This window comes from Amycolatopsis sp. (assembly GCF_035546795.1).
In the GTDB taxonomy this organism is placed as follows: domain Bacteria; phylum Actinomycetota; class Actinomycetes; order Mycobacteriales; family Pseudonocardiaceae; genus Amycolatopsis_E.
In genome coordinates this window covers 85,972-101,751 of sequence record NZ_DASZWC010000016.1, presented here as the reverse complement: position 1 = coordinate 101,751, position 15,780 = coordinate 85,972, and the positions used below count along the sequence as shown (strand labels likewise).

17 protein-coding genes and 1 pseudogene are annotated in these 15,780 nt (G+C 69.4%); 11 read left to right on the top strand and 7 right to left on the bottom strand.

What is annotated here, in order from left to right:
* Nucleotides 1–32: 32 nt before the first annotated feature.
* From VHD82_RS11310 to paaI, 3 genes are read right to left on the bottom strand one after another with little or no spacing between them, the layout of a single operon-like run.
* Nucleotides 33–638 (bottom strand): TetR/AcrR family transcriptional regulator, encoded by a 606-nt coding sequence (locus VHD82_RS11310; protein WP_325700805.1) that lies wholly within the window; start codon nucleotides 636–638, stop codon nucleotides 33–35.
* A gap of 22 nt (nucleotides 639–660) precedes the next feature.
* On the bottom strand, nucleotides 661–2,007 hold the full coding sequence (gene paaK / locus VHD82_RS11305; protein WP_325700802.1) for a phenylacetate--CoA ligase PaaK: 1,347 nt from the start codon (nucleotides 2,005–2,007) through the stop codon (nucleotides 661–663).
* An 11-nt stretch (nucleotides 2,008–2,018) separates the two neighbouring features.
* Nucleotides 2,019–2,396: a hydroxyphenylacetyl-CoA thioesterase PaaI gene (gene paaI / locus VHD82_RS11300; protein WP_325701251.1), complete on the bottom strand. Its 378-nt coding sequence runs from the start codon at nucleotides 2,394–2,396 to the stop codon at nucleotides 2,019–2,021.
* A gap of 175 nt (nucleotides 2,397–2,571) precedes the next feature.
* On the opposite strand from paaI, the gene paaZ reads away from it, so the two are divergent.
* From paaZ to paaE, 6 genes are read left to right on the top strand one after another with little or no spacing between them, the layout of a single operon-like run.
* Complete coding sequence (paaZ, locus tag VHD82_RS11295) at nucleotides 2,572–4,599, top strand: phenylacetic acid degradation bifunctional protein PaaZ (RefSeq protein WP_325700799.1); 2,028 nt, start codon at nucleotides 2,572–2,574, stop codon at nucleotides 4,597–4,599.
* Entirely contained in the window at nucleotides 4,596–5,540 is a 945-nt protein-coding gene (gene paaA / locus VHD82_RS11290; protein ID WP_325700796.1) for a 1,2-phenylacetyl-CoA epoxidase subunit PaaA, read from the top strand. The genes paaZ and paaA overlap by 4 nt, the downstream gene beginning before the upstream one ends.
* A complete protein-coding gene (gene paaB, locus VHD82_RS11285; RefSeq protein WP_325700793.1) occupies nucleotides 5,537–5,818 on the top strand; it encodes a 1,2-phenylacetyl-CoA epoxidase subunit PaaB in 282 nt (93 codons plus the stop codon). Before paaA ends, paaB begins: the two co-directional genes overlap by 4 nt.
* Before the next feature lie 7 nt (nucleotides 5,819–5,825).
* Nucleotides 5,826–6,719 (top strand): 1,2-phenylacetyl-CoA epoxidase subunit PaaC, encoded by an 894-nt coding sequence (gene paaC / locus VHD82_RS11280; protein ID WP_325700790.1) that lies wholly within the window; start codon nucleotides 5,826–5,828, stop codon nucleotides 6,717–6,719.
* Nucleotides 6,713–7,195, top strand: a complete 483-nt coding sequence (paaD, locus tag VHD82_RS11275; protein WP_325700787.1) for a 1,2-phenylacetyl-CoA epoxidase subunit PaaD — start codon at nucleotides 6,713–6,715, stop codon at nucleotides 7,193–7,195. Before paaC ends, paaD begins: the two co-directional genes overlap by 7 nt.
* A 1-nt stretch (nucleotide 7,196) precedes the next feature.
* On the top strand, nucleotides 7,197–8,264 hold the full coding sequence (gene paaE / locus VHD82_RS11270) for a 1,2-phenylacetyl-CoA epoxidase subunit PaaE (protein WP_325700784.1): 1,068 nt from the start codon (nucleotides 7,197–7,199) through the stop codon (nucleotides 8,262–8,264).
* On the opposite strand, the gene VHD82_RS11265 is transcribed toward paaE, so the two are convergent.
* A complete protein-coding gene (locus VHD82_RS11265) occupies nucleotides 8,261–9,100 on the bottom strand; it encodes an SAM-dependent methyltransferase (protein ID WP_325700781.1) in 840 nt (279 codons plus the stop codon). The two genes, paaE and VHD82_RS11265, sit on opposite strands and share 4 nt — an antisense overlap.
* Nucleotides 9,084–10,016 carry a helix-turn-helix transcriptional regulator gene (locus tag VHD82_RS11260; RefSeq protein ID WP_325700778.1) on the bottom strand — a complete coding sequence of 311 codons (933 nt, stop codon included), beginning with the start codon at nucleotides 10,014–10,016 and terminating at the stop codon, nucleotides 9,084–9,086. The genes VHD82_RS11265 and VHD82_RS11260 overlap by 17 nt, the downstream gene beginning before the upstream one ends.
* A 345-nt stretch (nucleotides 10,017–10,361) precedes the next feature.
* Here VHD82_RS11260 and VHD82_RS36770 point away from each other — a divergent pair.
* Nucleotides 10,362–10,943 (top strand): annotated as a pseudogene (locus VHD82_RS36770) (CHASE3 domain-containing protein); the annotation flags it as partial.
* A gap of 238 nt (nucleotides 10,944–11,181) precedes the next feature.
* Complete coding sequence (locus tag VHD82_RS11250; protein ID WP_325700773.1) at nucleotides 11,182–11,634, top strand: hypothetical protein; 453 nt, start codon at nucleotides 11,182–11,184, stop codon at nucleotides 11,632–11,634.
* Here VHD82_RS11250 and VHD82_RS11245 read toward each other — a convergent pair.
* Nucleotides 11,589–12,026 (bottom strand): DUF6292 family protein, encoded by a 438-nt coding sequence (locus tag VHD82_RS11245; protein ID WP_325700765.1) that lies wholly within the window; start codon nucleotides 12,024–12,026, stop codon nucleotides 11,589–11,591. The genes VHD82_RS11250 and VHD82_RS11245 overlap by 46 nt on opposite strands.
* Before the next feature lie 122 nt (nucleotides 12,027–12,148).
* Here VHD82_RS11245 and VHD82_RS11240 point away from each other — a divergent pair, with 122 nt between their 5' ends.
* On the top strand, nucleotides 12,149–12,634 hold the full coding sequence (locus VHD82_RS11240; protein ID WP_325700762.1) for a MarR family transcriptional regulator: 486 nt from the start codon (nucleotides 12,149–12,151) through the stop codon (nucleotides 12,632–12,634).
* A gap of 7 nt (nucleotides 12,635–12,641) precedes the next feature.
* On the opposite strand, the gene VHD82_RS11235 is transcribed toward VHD82_RS11240, so the two are convergent.
* Nucleotides 12,642–13,166 (bottom strand): helix-turn-helix domain-containing protein, encoded by a 525-nt coding sequence (locus VHD82_RS11235; RefSeq protein ID WP_325700759.1) that lies wholly within the window; start codon nucleotides 13,164–13,166, stop codon nucleotides 12,642–12,644.
* Nucleotides 13,167–13,222: 56 nt separating this feature from the next.
* Between VHD82_RS11235 and VHD82_RS11230 the strand changes: the two genes are divergently transcribed.
* Together VHD82_RS11230 and VHD82_RS11225 are read left to right on the top strand one after the other, a co-directional pair.
* Nucleotides 13,223–14,554, top strand: coding sequence for an MFS transporter (locus tag VHD82_RS11230; protein WP_325700756.1), 1,332 nt, complete (start codon nucleotides 13,223–13,225; stop codon nucleotides 14,552–14,554).
* A 451-nt stretch (nucleotides 14,555–15,005) separates the two neighbouring features.
* Nucleotides 15,006–15,653, top strand: coding sequence for a PadR family transcriptional regulator (locus VHD82_RS11225; RefSeq protein WP_325700753.1), 648 nt, complete (start codon nucleotides 15,006–15,008; stop codon nucleotides 15,651–15,653).
* The last annotated feature ends 127 nt before the right edge of the window (nucleotides 15,654–15,780 follow it).

Genomic DNA, 15,780 nt, shown 5'->3' with positions numbered 1-15,780 from the left:
GTAGACCGCCCGTCGAGGGCAAAGTCATCGCCTCAGGCGGAACGCACGCGCAGCCCGTGGAAAGCGACCGTGGCGACCGTCTCCGCCAGCTCCTCCGCGGAGGCGCCGCCGCGCGGGCGGTACCACTCGATGAGCGAGTTCACCAGACCGAACAGCAGCCGCGCGGCGGTGGCCGGTTCGATGTCCGGCCGGAGATCGCCCTCGGCCACCGCGTCGGTGACCAGACCGGTCACGAAGTGGTCGAACTGCCGCCGCCGCGCCAGCGCGTCCCGCTCGACCTTCGTGTTCCCGCGCACCCGCAGCAGCAGCGTGACGAACGGCAGCCGCTCCACCAGTACCACCACACTGCCGCGCACGAGGTGCTCCAGCCGCTCCACGGCACGGCCGTCCATCGCGGCCAGCTTGTCCACCTCGCCGAACAGCCCGTCCAGCGCGCGGTTCACCGACAGCCGCAGCAGCTCCTGTTTGCTCGGCACGTGGTGGTAGATGGCGGATTTCGTGATCCCCAGCTTGCGCGAGAGATCCTCCATGCTCGTGCCGTCGTACCCGCGTTCGTTGAACAGCTTGACGGCGACCGTCAGCAGTGACTCGAGGTCGTAGCCCGGCCTGCCCCGGCGGGCTGGAGGTGCGCTCGTCATGATCCGAGTATCGCAAGCACGCTCAGGCGGGCGGGCGCCGGTCGATGACGCGGCGCATCTTCCCGACCGAACGTTCGAGCGTGCCGGGGTCGAGCACCTCCACCCCGACGTTCACCCCGACCCCGTCCTTGACCCGCACGGCGATCTCCGCGGCGGCGCTGCCACGGCGCTCCGCCGGGGTGTCCGAACGCGCCTCGACCAGCACGGTCAGCTGGTCCATCCGGTCCTCGCGGGTCAGCCGGAGCTGGAAGTGCGGGGCGAGCCCGCCGGTGGCGAGCACGATCTCCTCGATCTGGGTGGGGAACACGTTCACCCCGCGCAGGATGATCATGTCGTCGCTGCGCCCGGTCACCTTGTCCATCCGCCGGAACGCCGGCCGCGCGGTGCCGGGGCGCAGCGCGGTCAGGTCGCGGGTGCGGTACCGGATGACCGGCATCGCCTGTTTGGTCAGCGACGTGAACAGCAGCTCGCCGGTTTCGCCTTCGGGGAGCACGTTCTCGTCGACCGGGTCGATCACCTCGGGGTAGAAGTGGTCCTCCCAGATGTGCAGCCCGTCCTTGGTTTCCACGCATTCCTGCGCCACGCCGGGGCCCATCACCTCCGAGAGCCCGTAGATGTCCACCGCGTCGAGGTCCATCCGCTCCTCGATCTCCAGCCGCATCTGCTCGGTCCACGGTTCGGCGCCGAAGATGCCGACCTTCAGCGAACTGGCGCGCGGGTCGACGCCCTGGCGCTCGAACTCGTCCAGCAGCGTCAGCATGTACGACGGGGTCACCATGATGACCTCGGGCCGGAAGTCGGTGATGATCTGCACCTGCCGCGCGGTCATCCCGCCCGAGGCCGGAATCGCCGTGGCGCCGAGCTTTTCCACGCCGTAGTGTGCGCCGAGCCCGCCGGTGAACAGGCCGTACCCGTAGGCCACGTGCACCTTGTGCCCAGGGCGGCCGCCCGCCGCGAAGATCGAGCGCGCCATCACCGTGGCCCAGGTGTCGATGTCCCGCTCGGTGTACCCGACGACGGTGGGCTTGCCGGTGGTGCCGCTGGACGCGTGGATGCGGCGCAGCTGCTCCTGCGGCACGGCCAGCATGCCGAACGGATAGTAGTCGCGGAGGTCGTGTTTGGTGGTGTACGGGAACTTCGCCAGGTCGGCCAGCTCGCGGCAGTCCTCCGGGCGCACCCCGGCCTCGTCGAACTTCTTGCGGTAGCAGGGCACGTTCTCGTACGCGTGCTTGAGTGTCCACTGTAGACGTTCCAGCTGCCGGGCGCGGAGCTCGTCGACGCTGATCCGTTCGTCCGGCGACAGGTCGTCGGACGCCGGTGCGGTCCCCAGTCGCTTGGCGTGCGGCACTTCGCTGTGCGTGGTGGTCATCGGGGGACTCCTCAGTTCTTCGTGCGTTCGATGGTGCGGCTGCGGCCACGGAACTCGGCGATGACTGCCTCGCCGCGGCGCACGGTCACGTCGTAGATCCCGTTGCGGCCGTACCGGGTCCGCTCCTGCGCCTCGGCGATCAGCTCGTCGCCAAGGCGGGCGCTGGCCACGAACGAGACCTCCGCGCCGGAGGCGACGGTGACCGGTCCGTGGCTGTTGCAGGCACAGGCGAAGGCGGTGTCGGCCAGCAGGAACAGGTAGCCGCCATGGGCGATGCCGTGCCCGTTGACCATCTGGTCGGTGATCGTCATCCGGGCCGCGGCGCGTCCGCCGGACGCCTCCAGCAGCTCGATACCGAGCGCCTTGGAAGCGACGTCGTCGTCGAACATCGCCTGCGCCGCCGTGGACCGGGACACTCGTTCACCACCTTGTGACTGACCGAATGGACGGTTAATAAAGTGACCCTTCCGGCGGGCGCTGTCAAGGGCGGGCGACTTCCGTGATCCGCCCCGACGCGCTACCATGACTTCCTGAACGTTCGGTTGGTAATTATGAGGAGGATCGATGACGCTCCTGCGGAGCCATGTCAGCGGCAGCTGGCATACCGCCAGTGACGAAGGCACCCCGTTGCGCGATGCCGTCACCGGCGAGGAGGTCGCCCGGATCTCCTCCACCGGGGTGGACATGGCCGCCGCGCTGGACTACGGGCGCCGCGTCGGCGGGCCCGCCCTGCGGGAGCTGACCTTCCACCAGCGCGCCGCGCTGCTCAAGGCGCTGGCGTCGCACCTGCGCGAGCACCGCGAGGAGCTGTACGCGCTCTCGGCGCGTACAGGCGCCACGCTCGGCGATTCGAAGTTCGACGTCGACGGCGGGATCGGCGTGCTGTTCGCCTACTCCAGCAAGGGAAAGCGCGAACTGCCGAACGACACGGTGTACGTCGAGGGGGACGTGGAGCCCCTCGGCAAGGGCGGCACGTTCCTCGCCCAGCACATCGCGACCCCGCTGCGAGGCGTCGCGGTGCAGATCAACGCGTTCAACTTCCCGGTCTGGGGCCCGCTCGAGAAGTTCGCCCCCGCGTTCCTGGCCGGGGTGCCGAGCCTCGTGAAGCCCGCAAGCCAGACCGCGTACCTCACCGAGAAGCTCGTCGAGCTGATCATCGATTCCGGGCTGCTCCCGGACGGTTCGCTGCAGTTCGTCTGCGGCAGCGCGGGCGACCTGCTCGACCACGTCACGGGCCAGGATCTGGTGTCCTTCACCGGTTCCGCCTCCACCGCGCAGAAGCTGCGCGCGCACCCGGCGATCGTGCGCAACTCGGTCCGGTTCAACGCCGAGGCCGATTCGCTCAACTGCTCCATCCTCGGCCCGGACGCCAACCCCGGCACGCCCGAGTTCGATCTCTACGTCAAGCAGCTCGTCACCGAGATGACGGTGAAGGCCGGGCAGAAATGCACCGCGATCCGCCGCGCGTTCGTACCCGCCGAGCTGCTCGACGACGTCGCCGAAGCGGTCAGCGCGCGGCTGGCGAAGGTCGTGGTCGGCAACCCGTCCAGCGAAGGCGTGCGGATGGGCGCGCTGGCCAGCCTGGAACAGCGCGAAGAAGTGCGCCGTTCGCTGAAGGCGTTGCAGGCGGCGGGCAGCATCGTCTTCGGTGACCCGGAGCGCGTCGAGGTCACCGGTGCCGACGCCGAGCGCGGCGCGTTCATCTCGCCGATCCTGCTCAAGGGCGATCCCGAGCGCGCCGAGCCGCATGAGGTCGAAGCGTTCGGCCCGGTTTCCACGCTGCTGCCATACACGTCCGTCGAGCAGGTCATCGGCTACGCGGCCCGCGGCGAGGGCAGCCTCGCCGGTTCGATCGTCACTGGGGACACGGAGTTCGCGCGCGAGATAGTGCTCGGCGTCGCGCCGTGGCACGGCCGGCTCCTGGTACTCGACACCGACGACGCCAAGGAATCCACCGGGCACGGTTCGCCGATGCCGCAACTGGTCCACGGCGGTCCCGGCCGCGCCGGCGGCGGCGAGGAAATGGGTGGCATCCGGGGCGTGCTGCACCACATGCAGCGCACCGCCGTGCAGGCGAGCCCGCGCGTGCTTTCGGCCGTCACCGGCCGCTGGGTCGTCGGCGCGCCGCGCGCGGAGGGTGTGCACCCGTTCCGGAAGTCGTTGGCAGAACTGAAGATCGGCGACTCGGTGGTCGCGGGGCCGCGGCAGGTGACCAAGGCCGACGTCGACCACTTCGCCGAGTTCACCGGTGACACCTTCTACGCGCACACCGATCCCGAGGCGGCGGCCGCGAACCCGCTCTTCGGCGGCATCGTCGCGCACGGCTACCTGGTCGTGTCCTTCGCCGCCGGGCTGTTCGTCTCACCCGAGCCCGGCCCGGTGCTGGCCAACTACGGCCTGGAGAACCTGCGCTTCCTCACTCCGGTCAAACCGGGCGACGAGCTGACGGTGACGCTGACGTGCAAGCAGATCACGCCGCGGGAGAACGCCGACTACGGCGAGGTCCGCTGGGACGCCGACGTGACCAATGCCACCGGGGACTCGGTCGCCAAGTACGACGTGCTCACCCTGGTCAGCAAGGAGGACTCGTGACCTCGGCACTGTCCGAAAAGGACCTGCAAGCGCATTTCGAGCGCACCATCGAAAAGGACCAGCGCGTCGAGCCGCGGGACTGGGTGCCCGAGGGCTACCGCAGGACCATGATCCGGATGATCGCCCAGCACGCGCATTCGGAGATCATCGGCATGCAGCCGGAGGGCAACTGGATCACTCGCGCGCCTTCCTTGCGGCGCAAGGCGATCCTGCTGGCCAAGGTGCAGGACGAGGCCGGGCACGGGCTGTACCTGTACTCGGCGACCGAGACCCTTGGCGCCGATCGCGGTGACCTGACCGAACGGTTGGTCACCGGACGGCAGAAGTACTCCTCGATCTTCAACTACCCGACGCTGACCTTCGCCGACGTCGGCGTGATCGGCTGGCTGGTCGACGGTGCGGCGATCTGCAACCAGGTTCCGTTGTGCCGCAGCAGTTACGGGCCTTACGCGCGGGCGATGATCCGGATCTGCAAGGAGGAGTCCTTCCACCAGCGGCAGGGTTTCGAGCTGCTGATGACGATGATGCAGGGCACCGCGGCGCAGCGGGAGATGGTGCAGGAGGCGGTGAACCGCTGGTGGTGGCCGTCGCTGATGATGTTCGGCCCGCCCGACGGCGACTCGCCGAACACCGAGCAGTCCATGGCCTGGCGGATCAAACGGCACACCAACGACGAGCTGCGCCAGCGTTTCGTCGACATGTCGGTACCGCAGGCGGAGATCCTCGGTGTCACGTTCCCGGACCCGGACCTGAAGTGGAACGCCGAACGCGGTCACTACGACTTCGGCGAGGTCGACTGGAGCGAGTTCAAGCAGGTGGTCTCCGGCAACGGGCCGTGCAACGCCCAGCGCGTCGAGCACCGCCGTCAGGCACACGAGAACGGGGCGTGGGTTCGCGAAGCCGCGGCAGCGCACGCGCGGAAAGTGAAGGTGGCGGCATGACCGAATGGCCGTTGTACGAGGTGTTCGTGCGGGGCAAGCGCGGCCTCAACCACGTGCACGTGGGTTCGCTGCGCGCGGCGGACGACCAGATGGCCGTGCACAACGCCCGCGACCTGTACACCAGGCGCAACGAGGGCGTGAGCATCTGGGTGGTCAAGTCCGCGGACATCACCGCGTCCAGCCCGGACGAGAAGGACCCGTTCTTCGCGCCCAGCGCGGACAAGGTGTACCGGCACCCGACGTTCTACGAAATTCCCGACAACGTTCCCCACATGTGAGCTGACGATGTCCAGTCCTGATCTTTCTGCCAACGCCACTGAGACTCCTTACGCGGCGCTCGCCGACGCCCAGGACGACTCCCGCTGGGCGTTCGGCACCGGCTTCGCCGACCCACTGTCCGGAGTGGACACTTCGGTGCCGCCGGGGATGGCCGGTGCCGACCTGTCGACATATTGCCTCATGCTCGGTGACGACGCGCTGATCTTCTCCCACCGGCTCCAGGAGTGGTGCACCAACGCGCCCGAGCTGGAGGACGAGGTCGCGATCGCCAACATCGGACTGGACCTGCTCGGCCAGGCGAGGCTGTTGCTGGCCAGGGCGGGGAAGGCCGACGGCAGTGAGCGCTCCGAGGATTCCTACGCGTTCTTCCGCGCGGAGAACGAGTTCCGCAACGTGCGGCTCGCCGAGCTGCCGCGCGGGGACTTCGCCAGGCTGATCGCAGCGCTGCTGGTGTTCTCCACCTGGCGGCTGGCGTTGCTGCAGCGGCTGCGCGACTCCCGCGACCCGGTGCTGGCCGCGATCGCGGACAAGGGGATCAAGGAAGTCGCCTACCACCGCGATTACGCCGCGCAGTGGGCGGTCCGGCTCGGCGACGGCACCGAGTACTCGCATGAGCGGATGCGCGTCGGCCTGGAGGATGTCTGGCCCTACGTGGACGAGCTGTTCACGCCGCGGCCGGTCGAGCTGCGCGTCGGTGTGGATCCGTCCACGCTGCGCGCGGAGTTCGACGAAGTGCTCGCCCAGGTGCTGTCGGCGGCAACGCTGCAGGTGCCCGGAGTCCCGGCGCGCGCCGGGGTTTCCGGGCGCACCGGCCGCGACGGTGTGCACACCGAGGCCATGGGCTACCTGCTGGCGGAACTGCAGAGCGTGGCCCGCGCACATCCGGACGCGACATGGTGACCGCGCTCGAAGTCGCCGGCACGGTGACGGATCCGGAACTGCCCATGCTGACGCTGGCCGACCTCGGCGTGCTGCGCGAAGTGTCCGAAAAGGACGGACGAGTGGTCGTTTCGATCACCCCGACCTACACCGGCTGCCCGGCGATGGACACGATGCGGGACGACCTGGTGCACGCCCTGGAGCACGCCGGGTTCGGCGAGGTCGAGGTGCGCACCGTGCTGCGCCCGGCGTGGTCCAGCGACTGGATCACCGACGACGGCCGCCGCAAGCTCGCCGACGCGGGCATCGCCCCGCCAGGAAAAGCGCCGAGAGGTCCCATTCCGCTCCGCCTCGGGCCCGCGGTGCGCCGAATCGCCTGCCCGTTGTGCGGCTCGGCCGACACCGTGGCGGTGTCGGAATTCGGGCCCACCGCGTGCAAGGCGCTGCGCCGCTGCCGCGAATGCCACGAAACCTTCGAGCACGTCAAGGAGATCTGAGTTGACCACACGTGTGCGGGGCAGTTTCCACTCGCTCGCCGTCGCCGGGGTCGACCGGCTGTGCGACGACGCGGTCGCGGTCACCTTCGACGTGCCCCCCGAACTCGCCGGCAGCTACGACTTCCGCGCCGGCCAGTCCCTGACGCTGCGGCGCACCATCGATGGCCGCGAGGAACGCCGGTCGTACTCGATCTGCGCGCCGGAGGGCGCCAAGCCCCGCATCGGCGTGCGCGAGGTGCCGGACGGACTGTTCTCCAGCTGGCTGGTGCGGCAGGTGCGGCCCGGCGACGAGATCGAGGTCGGCACTCCGGCCGGCGCTTTCACCCCGGACAAGGCGCCGGGCCACCACGTACTGATCGCGGCCGGTTCGGGGATCACGCCGGTGCTGTCCATCGCGGCGACCGTGCTGCGCGAGGAAAAGACCACCGTCACCCTGCTCTACGGCAACCGCCGCACGGACACCGTGATGTTCGCCGACGAGCTGGCCGATCTGAAGGACCGCTACCCGGCCCGGCTGGAACTCGTGCACGTGCTTTCCCGCGAGCCGCGCGAGGCCGAGCTGTTCACCGGACGGCTGGACGCGGCGAAGCTGCGCGCGCTGATGGCCTTGTTCCCGGACGTGGCGGCGGTGGATCACTGGTGGCTGTGCGGTCCGTTCGGGATGGTCACCGAAGCGCGGGACCTGTTGCGGGACAACGGGGTCGGCGCGGAAAAGATCCACAAGGAACTGTTCTATGTGGACGATGTGTCGCCCGCGCCGGTGCGGCACGAAGAGGCCAAGGCCGAGGGGCTCACCAGCGAGGTGACGATCGTGCTCGACGGCCGGTCCACCACCACCGCCCAGCCGCGCGACCTGCCGATCCTCGACGGCGCCCAGCGGGCCAGGCCGGACCTGCCGTTCGCCTGCAAGGGCGGCGTGTGCGGCACCTGCCGGGCGAAGATCACCAGCGGCGAGGGGGACATGCGGCGGAACTTCGCACTCGAAGAAGCCGAAGTGGCGGCGGGCTTCGTGCTCACCTGCCAGACCCTGCCGGGCAGCCCGGCACTGACGGTCGACTACGACGCCTAGACGATCCGCCCGACGCCGGCGACACCCATCTGCCGGGACGCGTCCTCGTCGTCGGGCAGGTAGCTGGGGTCCTCCGGGCGCCAGTCGGGCAGTAACACCAGCCCCGGCGGGACCAGTTCCGCGTCACCGAAGAACTCACGCACCTGCGCCCGGCTGCGGATCGCGAGGTTCTCGGCCACCGAGCTGTTGTAGACCTTGTTCGTTTCCCGTTGCAGCGCCAGGCTCCGGTCGGAGTTTTCGGGCGGGGCCAGGTGGCTCAACGCGAAGTAGCTGCCCGGCACGAGCCGCGAAGTGTAGCGCCGCACGACTTCCAGCGCTTCGGCGTCGTCGGTGACGAAATGCAGCACGGACACCATCAGCACCGCCACCGGCTTGCCGAAATCGAGCAGCCCGCTCACCTCGGGGCTGTCCAACACCGCATCGGGTTCACGCAGATCCGCGTGCAGGACCCGGGTGTCCGCGTCACCGGCCAGGATCTCCCTGCCGAACGCGACCGCATCCTCCTCGTAGTCGACATACACCACCCGCGAACCGGGCGCGTCGGCCTGCGCGATCTCGTGCACGTTGCCCGCGGTCGGGATTCCCGAGCCCAGATCGAGGAACTGCCGGACCCCGGCACCGGTCAGGAAACGCACGGCCCGTTGCAGGAACTCGCGGTTGTAGCGGGCGACGAGCGTGGCGAGCGGGAACGAGCGCAACGTCTGTGCCCCGGCCGCCCTGTCGACGGGGTAGTTGTGCGTTCCACCAAGCATGTAGTCGTACACGCGGGCGGCGGTCGCCACCGTCGGGTCGGAGGCGTGCGGGCCGTGCGGCCTCGAATCAGGCTCGGTAGGCATGGTTTCGCTCCCTGCTCGTGCGGCCGTAGTCGCGGTTCACGTCACGCAGGAACCGCCGCGTGCGTTCGGGGTCGAGGCCGGCGCCGCTGGCGCTGCGCCAAAGGTCTTCGTAGGCATGGATGTCCTCGTTGGAGGTGAGTCGTCCGCCGACCCTGGTGAACACGAAATCGAGGTGCTGCTGGAAATCGCTGATCAGGATGGGCGCGCCGAGGCGCAGTAGGACGAACCGCTCCAGCAGCCCGGCGGCCGAGGAACCCGGCCGCATCCGGAACGGCACGACCTGCAGCGTGAGGTTCGGCAGCCGGGACAACTCGATCAGGTACTTCAGTTGCTCGTGCATCACCTCGTCGTTGCCCCGCACGCGGCGCACGCAGGATTCGCTGAGTACGACGTAGATCTCCGCCCGTCGGCCGGGCCGGAACACCTTTTCCCGCCGGGCCCGCACGGCTTGGACGGCGGCGTCCACGATGGCGGGCGAGGTCGTCATGCCGAACTCCGCGCGCACATAGGATTCGCACTGCAGGAGGCCGGGCAGCTGCTCGCTGCTCACGATCCGGATCTGTTCGGCGTCCTCCTCCAGATCGATGTACGGCCACAGTTCCTTGGGGTAGTGCGCGCGATACCCGTGCCAGCGGCCGCGCTGGGAAGTGCCTTCGCACAGCTGCGACGCGAGCCGCACCGTGGCCGGGTCGACCACTTCGTAGATCTCCAGCAGTGTGGTCAGATCCCGTTGGTCGAGCGAACTGTTGCCGTTTTCCAGCCTGGTCAGCTTGTTCTGCACGGCACGGGTGCGTGGCCAGAGCAGCCGGCCGACCTCTTCCTGCGTCATCGACCGGTTTTCGCGCAGATGCTTGAGGAGCGCCGCGAGCTGGAAGCGGCGTCCCGTCGGGGTTCCTGCCACCGGGGGTGCGTTCACCTGAGTTCTTTCGGTCGCTGGCTGACCTCTACCCGATGCTGCCTTCGAAACTAGGGGCAGACTCGCCGGCAAGGCAAGTCCGTTCCGGGTGCGGGCCCGGTGAAAAACTGTCCGGCAATCGGTGGAATTCGCCTCTGCTTCGCCAAAAGTGGCTCCCCGCCCCGGTTGGCGGTAAGCGGGGCGTTCGCCGGGTTACGCTGAGCCGTGCTCAGCCAATTCCGGCCACGCACCTTGCGATGGCGGGTCTATCTGCTTGTCGGTGCGCTGCTGGTGCTGGTGCTCGTCACAGCGACGGCGGCGACGCTGACGTGGCTGCACGCCAGCGACATCGGCGCGAACGTGCGGATGGTGTTCCGGCCTGCCCAGCAGTCGGTCGCCGCGCTGAGCAAAAGCTACGTGGACATGGAATCGGGCGAACGCGGTTTTCTGCTCACCCGGAACGAAGAATTCCTCCAGCCGTACGTCGAAGGCGAATCGGATGCCGCCCGGCAGACAGAGACACTTCGCACGCTGCTGGCCGGAGAGCCGGTTTCGCTCGGCCTGCTGGACGAAGTCGACGCGGCGTTCGCCCAGTGGCTGAACGGTTCCGCGGCACCGGAGGTCGCCGAAGCCCGCGCCGGCCCTGCCGATCCGGTGGACCTCTCGGCAGATCTGGCCGACAGCAAACAGCGTTTCGACGTGCTGCGCGCGCGGACGACGGCGCTGCAGTCCCGGATCGGCGATCTGACCGCGGCCGGGCTGGAGTCCTCGACCAGTGCACAGGCCACCGCCCGCACGGTCACGATCTCGTGCGCGGCACTCGCGCTGTTGCTCGGCGCGGCGACGATCTTGATCCTGCGCCGTTCGTTCGCCGCCCCGCTCACCCGGCTGGTCGAACAGGTGCGCCGGGTCGCCGACGGGGAGCTGGAGACGACGGTGGACGCCACCGGGCCTGCCGAACTGGCCGAGCTGGGGCGCGCTGTGGAGACCATGCGGGTGCGCACCCGCGCCGAAATCGACCTCACCGCGGAGAAGACCGAGCAGCTGGTCCGGCTGGAGGAAGCCGACCGGCTCGCCCGTGAACTGGGCGACACGGTGATCAAACGACTGTTCGCGATCGGGCTGAAGACTGTTCGCGATCGGGCTGAACCTGCAGTCCGGGGCGGCCCGGCATCCCAGCGCACGGGTGTTGCTCACCCGCACCATCGACGACCTCGACCAGGCCATCAACCGGCTGCGCGCCGCGCTGTACGGCAGGATCCCGCAGGCCGAGTCGCTCGGCGTCGCGGTGCAGAACCTCGTCGACGACCTGGAGGCCCGGCACGGCGTGGTGCCCGAGCTGCTGCTGGCCGGCGACCTCGACCACGACCTGCCGGACTGGGTGGCCGCCGAGGTGCCCGGGGTGCTGGGCGACGCGCTGCGCGCGGTGATGCCCACCGATTCGGCCGGGCCGATCGAGATCTGCCTGACCAGGGACGACTCGCGGATCCGGCTACGGGTGAGCGCGCCGGCCACCGGAAACGGCCTGGACCGGCAGATCGCCGCCGAACTGCTGGAGCGGGCCCTGTTGCATGCCGGCGGCAGCGAGGCCGGTCACGAAGAGGAGCGGGTCGTCATCCACTGGTGGGTGCCGGTGTAACCGAAAGCGGCAAGCCGGCGCAGCAGCTCGGGCCCGGCCGGGAACTCCGGTGGCGTGATCATCCCGGGCTGCTTGTCGGCCAGCAGCTCGTCGACGAACTGCGCCACCTGGTGCGGCGCGGGCACCGGATCGATGCCGAGATAGGCCACCACGATCAGGTCCTCGCCGCAGTGCGTCTCGATCGCCGCGGCCCAGCCGCGGGTGTCCTCCCAGATCAGCGCGAGATCGCGGTCGGGGAAACCGGGCAGCCGCGCTTCGAGCGCGAGGTAGCCGGTTGCCGGGCGATCCATCGAGCAGCAGGTGGAATCCGGAGGTACGCCGAGCGCTTCGGCCGTGGCGGCGAGGTACGCCCGCAGAGCCGATTCCGCCGCGTCCCATCCGTGTATGTCCACGCCTGCCCCTTGCTTCCCGTCGTCGATTGCCCGGACGGAGTACCCCCGATACGGCGATCCAATCGCGGTTCTTGGAGTATCTTCGTTCTTCGGTAAACCTGAAAATACGAGGTCGCGAGTTCATGAGTACCAAAGTGAGCGCGGAGGAGACCCGCCGGAAGCGGCGGCTGGCCGCCGGCATCAAGGAGTCGCTGCGCGAGCTGAACATCCAGCTGTCGCTGCTGAACCACCAGGTGGGCGGCCATGCCCGGCTCAAGGACGTCGACCTCGACTGCCTGGATCTGATTACCCGGCACGGGCCGCTCGGGCCCAGCGCGCTGGCCCGGCTGGCGGGGCTGCATCCGGCCACGATCACCGGCATCCTCGACCGGTTGGAGCGCGACGGCTGGGTGGCCAGGGACCGCGACCCGGAGGACCGGCGCGCGGTGCTCGTGCGCGCGCTGCCCGATCGGGCCGGTGAGCTGTTTCGGCTCTACGCGGGCATGAACGGCGAAATGGACGACATCTGCGCCGGTTACGACGAGGCCGAACTCGGGCTCTTGGCGGATTTCCTGGGCCGCGTGTCGGACGCGAGCCGCCGCTCCAGCGCGCGGCTCGCGGAAGGCTGAGCGGGCCTCAGTCCAGGACGAGCGGCTCCAGGAGTCGATGGCCATTGCGCAGCGCCTGTTCGACCGGCTCCGGCGGCCCGGGTTTCCGTGCGCGGCCGGGGCCGGGACGGTATTCCACCTCGGCGGGTCCGGGGAGCCTGCGGCACTTGGCGCAGAAGCCGCCGGCCTCCAGCAGGCTGCCGCATTCCGCGTGCAGGTAGTACGAGCGCGGGCCGTCGGGGGAGAGGTTCTCGTTGCCCCACCGGTTCAGCGCGTGCAGCGCGGGCCAGAGGTCCAGACCTTTCTCGGAGACCAGGTACTCGTGCCGCCCCGCGCGGTACTCGTGCCGTTCCAGCACACCTGCCTCGACGAGGGTCTCCAGGCGGGCGGTGAGCACCGCCTTCGGGATGCCGAGGTGCCGCTGGAAGTCGCTGAACCGGCGTAGCCCGAGGAAGCAGTCGCGCAGCAGCAACAACGTCCATCGCTCGCCGATGACCTCCAGGGTGCGGGCGATCGAGCACTCCTGGGTGGCGTAGTCGGACTTGAGGGCCATGCGACCAGGATAACCTTCGGTTCAATGAACGAACCAACTCGTGCTACCGTCGCCACATGGTTCATTCACCAGACCGAGTGGTGTCGGTCGCCGCGTTCGGCACTTTCCTGGCGATGATGAGCTTCACCGCGCCACTGGTCACGGCGCAGCGGACCGCGGCCGACTTCGGCGCCGGGGCGTCCGGGCAGACGTGGCTGCTCAGCTCGATGAGCCTCGGCCTCACCGTCGCGATGCTCACCTGCGGCACACTCGGCGACGACTACGGCCGTCGTCGCGTGTTCGTCGCCGGGACCGGGGTTTTCGTTGTGGCGTCAGCGGTTTCCGCGCTCGCGCCGTCCGTGGCGGTGTTCGTCGTGGCGCGGGTGCTGGTGGGGGCCGGCGCCGCCGCGATGATGGCGTGCGGCCTGTCGATGCTGGGTCACGCGCTCCCGCCGGGCCCCGGTCGCGCCCGCGCGAGCGCGTTGTGGGGCGCGAGTATGGGCGTGGGCCTGGCGATCGGCCCGGTGCTGGCCGCGCTGTGCGCGCGGTATCTGGACTGGCGGATCGTGTACTGGGTATATGCGGCGCTCGGCGTCGTGCTGGTGTTGCTGGCCCGGGCGCTGCTGTCGGAGTCGACCTCGGGACGGCGCAGCCGGATCGACGTGCCCGGGGTGGTCCTGCTGGCGGCGGGCCTGACGTGCGTGCTCGCCGGATTGACCGAGGGGCGCGGCGGGTGGCTTTCGCCGGAGGTGCTGGGGTTACTGGTGGTGGGAGTGCTGGCGCTCGGCGGATTCCTCGTCGCGGAGCGGCGCTCGAAGGCGCCGATGGTCGATCTCTCACTGTTCCGCCGCCCGGCGTTACTGTCCGCGACAGCGGTCGGTTTCGCGTCCGGGGCGGGGATAAACGCGCTCATGTCGTATCTGCCGTCGCTGCTGCAACGTGGTCTTGGCTATTCGACACTCGCCACCGCGGGCCTCCTGCTCGCGTGGTCGGCGCCGAGCGTGCTGACCTCGTTCGCGGCGCGGTACCTGAACCCGGGTTTCCCGCCGAGGGCGCGGATGGCGGTGGGGCTGGTGCTGATCGCGGCCGGGCTGCTGGTCACCGGCGGGTTGTCGGACGGGGAGCTGTGCACCGGGCTGATCGTGGCCGGTGTCGGCACCGGGCTGGTCAACGCGACGATCGGCGGTGAGGCGGTCACGAGCGTGCCGCCGGAGCGGTCGGGGATGGGGAGCGGGATCAACAACACCAGCCGGTACCTCGGTGCCGCCGTCGGAGTGACCGTGGTGTTCGTGCTCGGTGTACACAGTGGACACTCAGGCTGGGCGGCGTCGGTGATCCTCGGCGCCGCGGTCTCCCTGGCGGGCGCGCTGGCGGTCGTGACGCTCCGTCCGGTGCGGGAAGTGGTGTGATGCGGGTGTTTCCGGACCTGGCGCGGGCCAGGCTTTCGTAGCGCGCCGACCTCTCGGACTCGGCCGATCCCACGTGGACGCCCGCCTGGCTCAAGCAGGCCTCGATCCCGCGCCGTCTTCCTGCGCGCCCCGAATCACCTCTCGGCTCGCCCCAGCCGCCTGCCGTCTTGGCCCGGCCGCCTCCTGGATCCCCCAATCGCCTCCCGGCCGGCCGCAACCGCCTCCCACCTCGCCAAATCCGCCTGCCGTCTTGCCCCAATCACCTGCCTCCTTGCCCGAATCGCCGCCTCCCCACTCACCCCAGCCATCCCTCCCAACTCACCCCAGCCACCTCCCCACTCACCCCGATCACCTCCCGACTCACCCCCGGCCCCCTTCCGCCCCACCCTTGCGCCCCTACACCCGCCCACGTATATTCGCAGACGAGTATTCGCGAGCGAGGTGAGCGACGATGGCGAAACGGCGCAAGGTGGGCAACCTGCTGGCACTCGCCGTGCTGTCCACGGTCGTACAGCGGCCGATGCATCCCTACGAAATGGCGTCCATCCTGCGCGAACGCGGCAAGGACCGAGACATGCCGTTCAAATGGGGCTCGCTCTACACGGTCGTCGGCAACCTGGAAAAGCACGGGATGCTCGAAGCCGCCGAGAGCCGCCGCGAGGGTGGCCGCCCCGAGCGCACGGTCTACCGGATCACCGACGCCGGCCGCGCGGAGCTGGTCGACTGGACGCGTGAGCTGGTCGGCTCCCCCGAGCCGGAGCAGCCGCGGTTCCAGGCGGGTCTGTCCGTGGTCGCCATCCTCGCCCCGCCGGACGTGATCGGCCTGTTGCGGCAGCGCCTCGACGCGATCGGCGAACAGCTTGCGGCACAGCGGAAAATCCTCGCCGACGCCGGCGCCCAGATCCCGCGCCTGTTCCTCGTCGAGGACGAATACGAACTGGCCATGCGCGAGGCCGAGGCGAACTGGATCAAGGCCCTGCTCGGCGAACTGACCGAGGGCACCTTCCCAGGCCTGGACCAGTGGCAGGCCTACCACGACACCGGGCGGCTCCCGCCGGAGATGACGGAGATCGCCGAAAGGGGGAGCACGCCCGGGTAAGCGGGCCCCGGCGGAGGTGCGGCAACACCGCCGCCGAGGCCCTGATCACGCTCGAAACCGAACCCGCACGAGACGGCTCCCGGCCACGAGGTGGCACTCCCAAGATAACCGGGCAGCAGTCCGTCGG

What these genes read in the sequence shown, in the direction of transcription:
- VHD82_RS11230 (WP_325700756.1), top strand. Translation starts at nt 13,223, where the DNA reads ATGGTTCATTCACCAGACCGAGTGGTGTCGGTCGCCGCGTTCGGCACT.
- VHD82_RS11225 (WP_325700753.1), top strand. Translation starts at nt 15,006, where the DNA reads ATGGCGAAACGGCGCAAGGTGGGCAACCTGCTGGCACTCGCCGTGCTG.
- VHD82_RS11265 (WP_325700781.1), bottom strand. Translation starts at nt 9,100, where the DNA reads ATGCCTACCGAGCCTGATTCGAGGCCGCACGGCCCGCACGCCTCCGAC.
- VHD82_RS11240 (WP_325700762.1), top strand. Translation starts at nt 12,149, where the DNA reads ATGAGTACCAAAGTGAGCGCGGAGGAGACCCGCCGGAAGCGGCGGCTG.
- paaK (WP_325700802.1), bottom strand. Translation starts at nt 2,007, where the DNA reads ATGACCACCACGCACAGCGAAGTGCCGCACGCCAAGCGACTGGGGACC.
- VHD82_RS11310 (WP_325700805.1), bottom strand. Translation starts at nt 638, where the DNA reads ATGACGAGCGCACCTCCAGCCCGCCGGGGCAGGCCGGGCTACGACCTC.
- paaC (WP_325700790.1), top strand. Translation starts at nt 5,826, where the DNA reads ATGTCCAGTCCTGATCTTTCTGCCAACGCCACTGAGACTCCTTACGCG.
- paaD (WP_325700787.1), top strand. Translation starts at nt 6,713, where the DNA reads ATGGTGACCGCGCTCGAAGTCGCCGGCACGGTGACGGATCCGGAACTG.
- paaI (WP_325701251.1), bottom strand. Translation starts at nt 2,396, where the DNA reads ATGTTCGACGACGACGTCGCTTCCAAGGCGCTCGGTATCGAGCTGCTG.
- VHD82_RS11235 (WP_325700759.1), bottom strand. Translation starts at nt 13,166, where the DNA reads ATGGCCCTCAAGTCCGACTACGCCACCCAGGAGTGCTCGATCGCCCGC.
- paaZ (WP_325700799.1), top strand. Translation starts at nt 2,572, where the DNA reads ATGACGCTCCTGCGGAGCCATGTCAGCGGCAGCTGGCATACCGCCAGT.
- paaB (WP_325700793.1), top strand. Translation starts at nt 5,537, where the DNA reads ATGACCGAATGGCCGTTGTACGAGGTGTTCGTGCGGGGCAAGCGCGGC.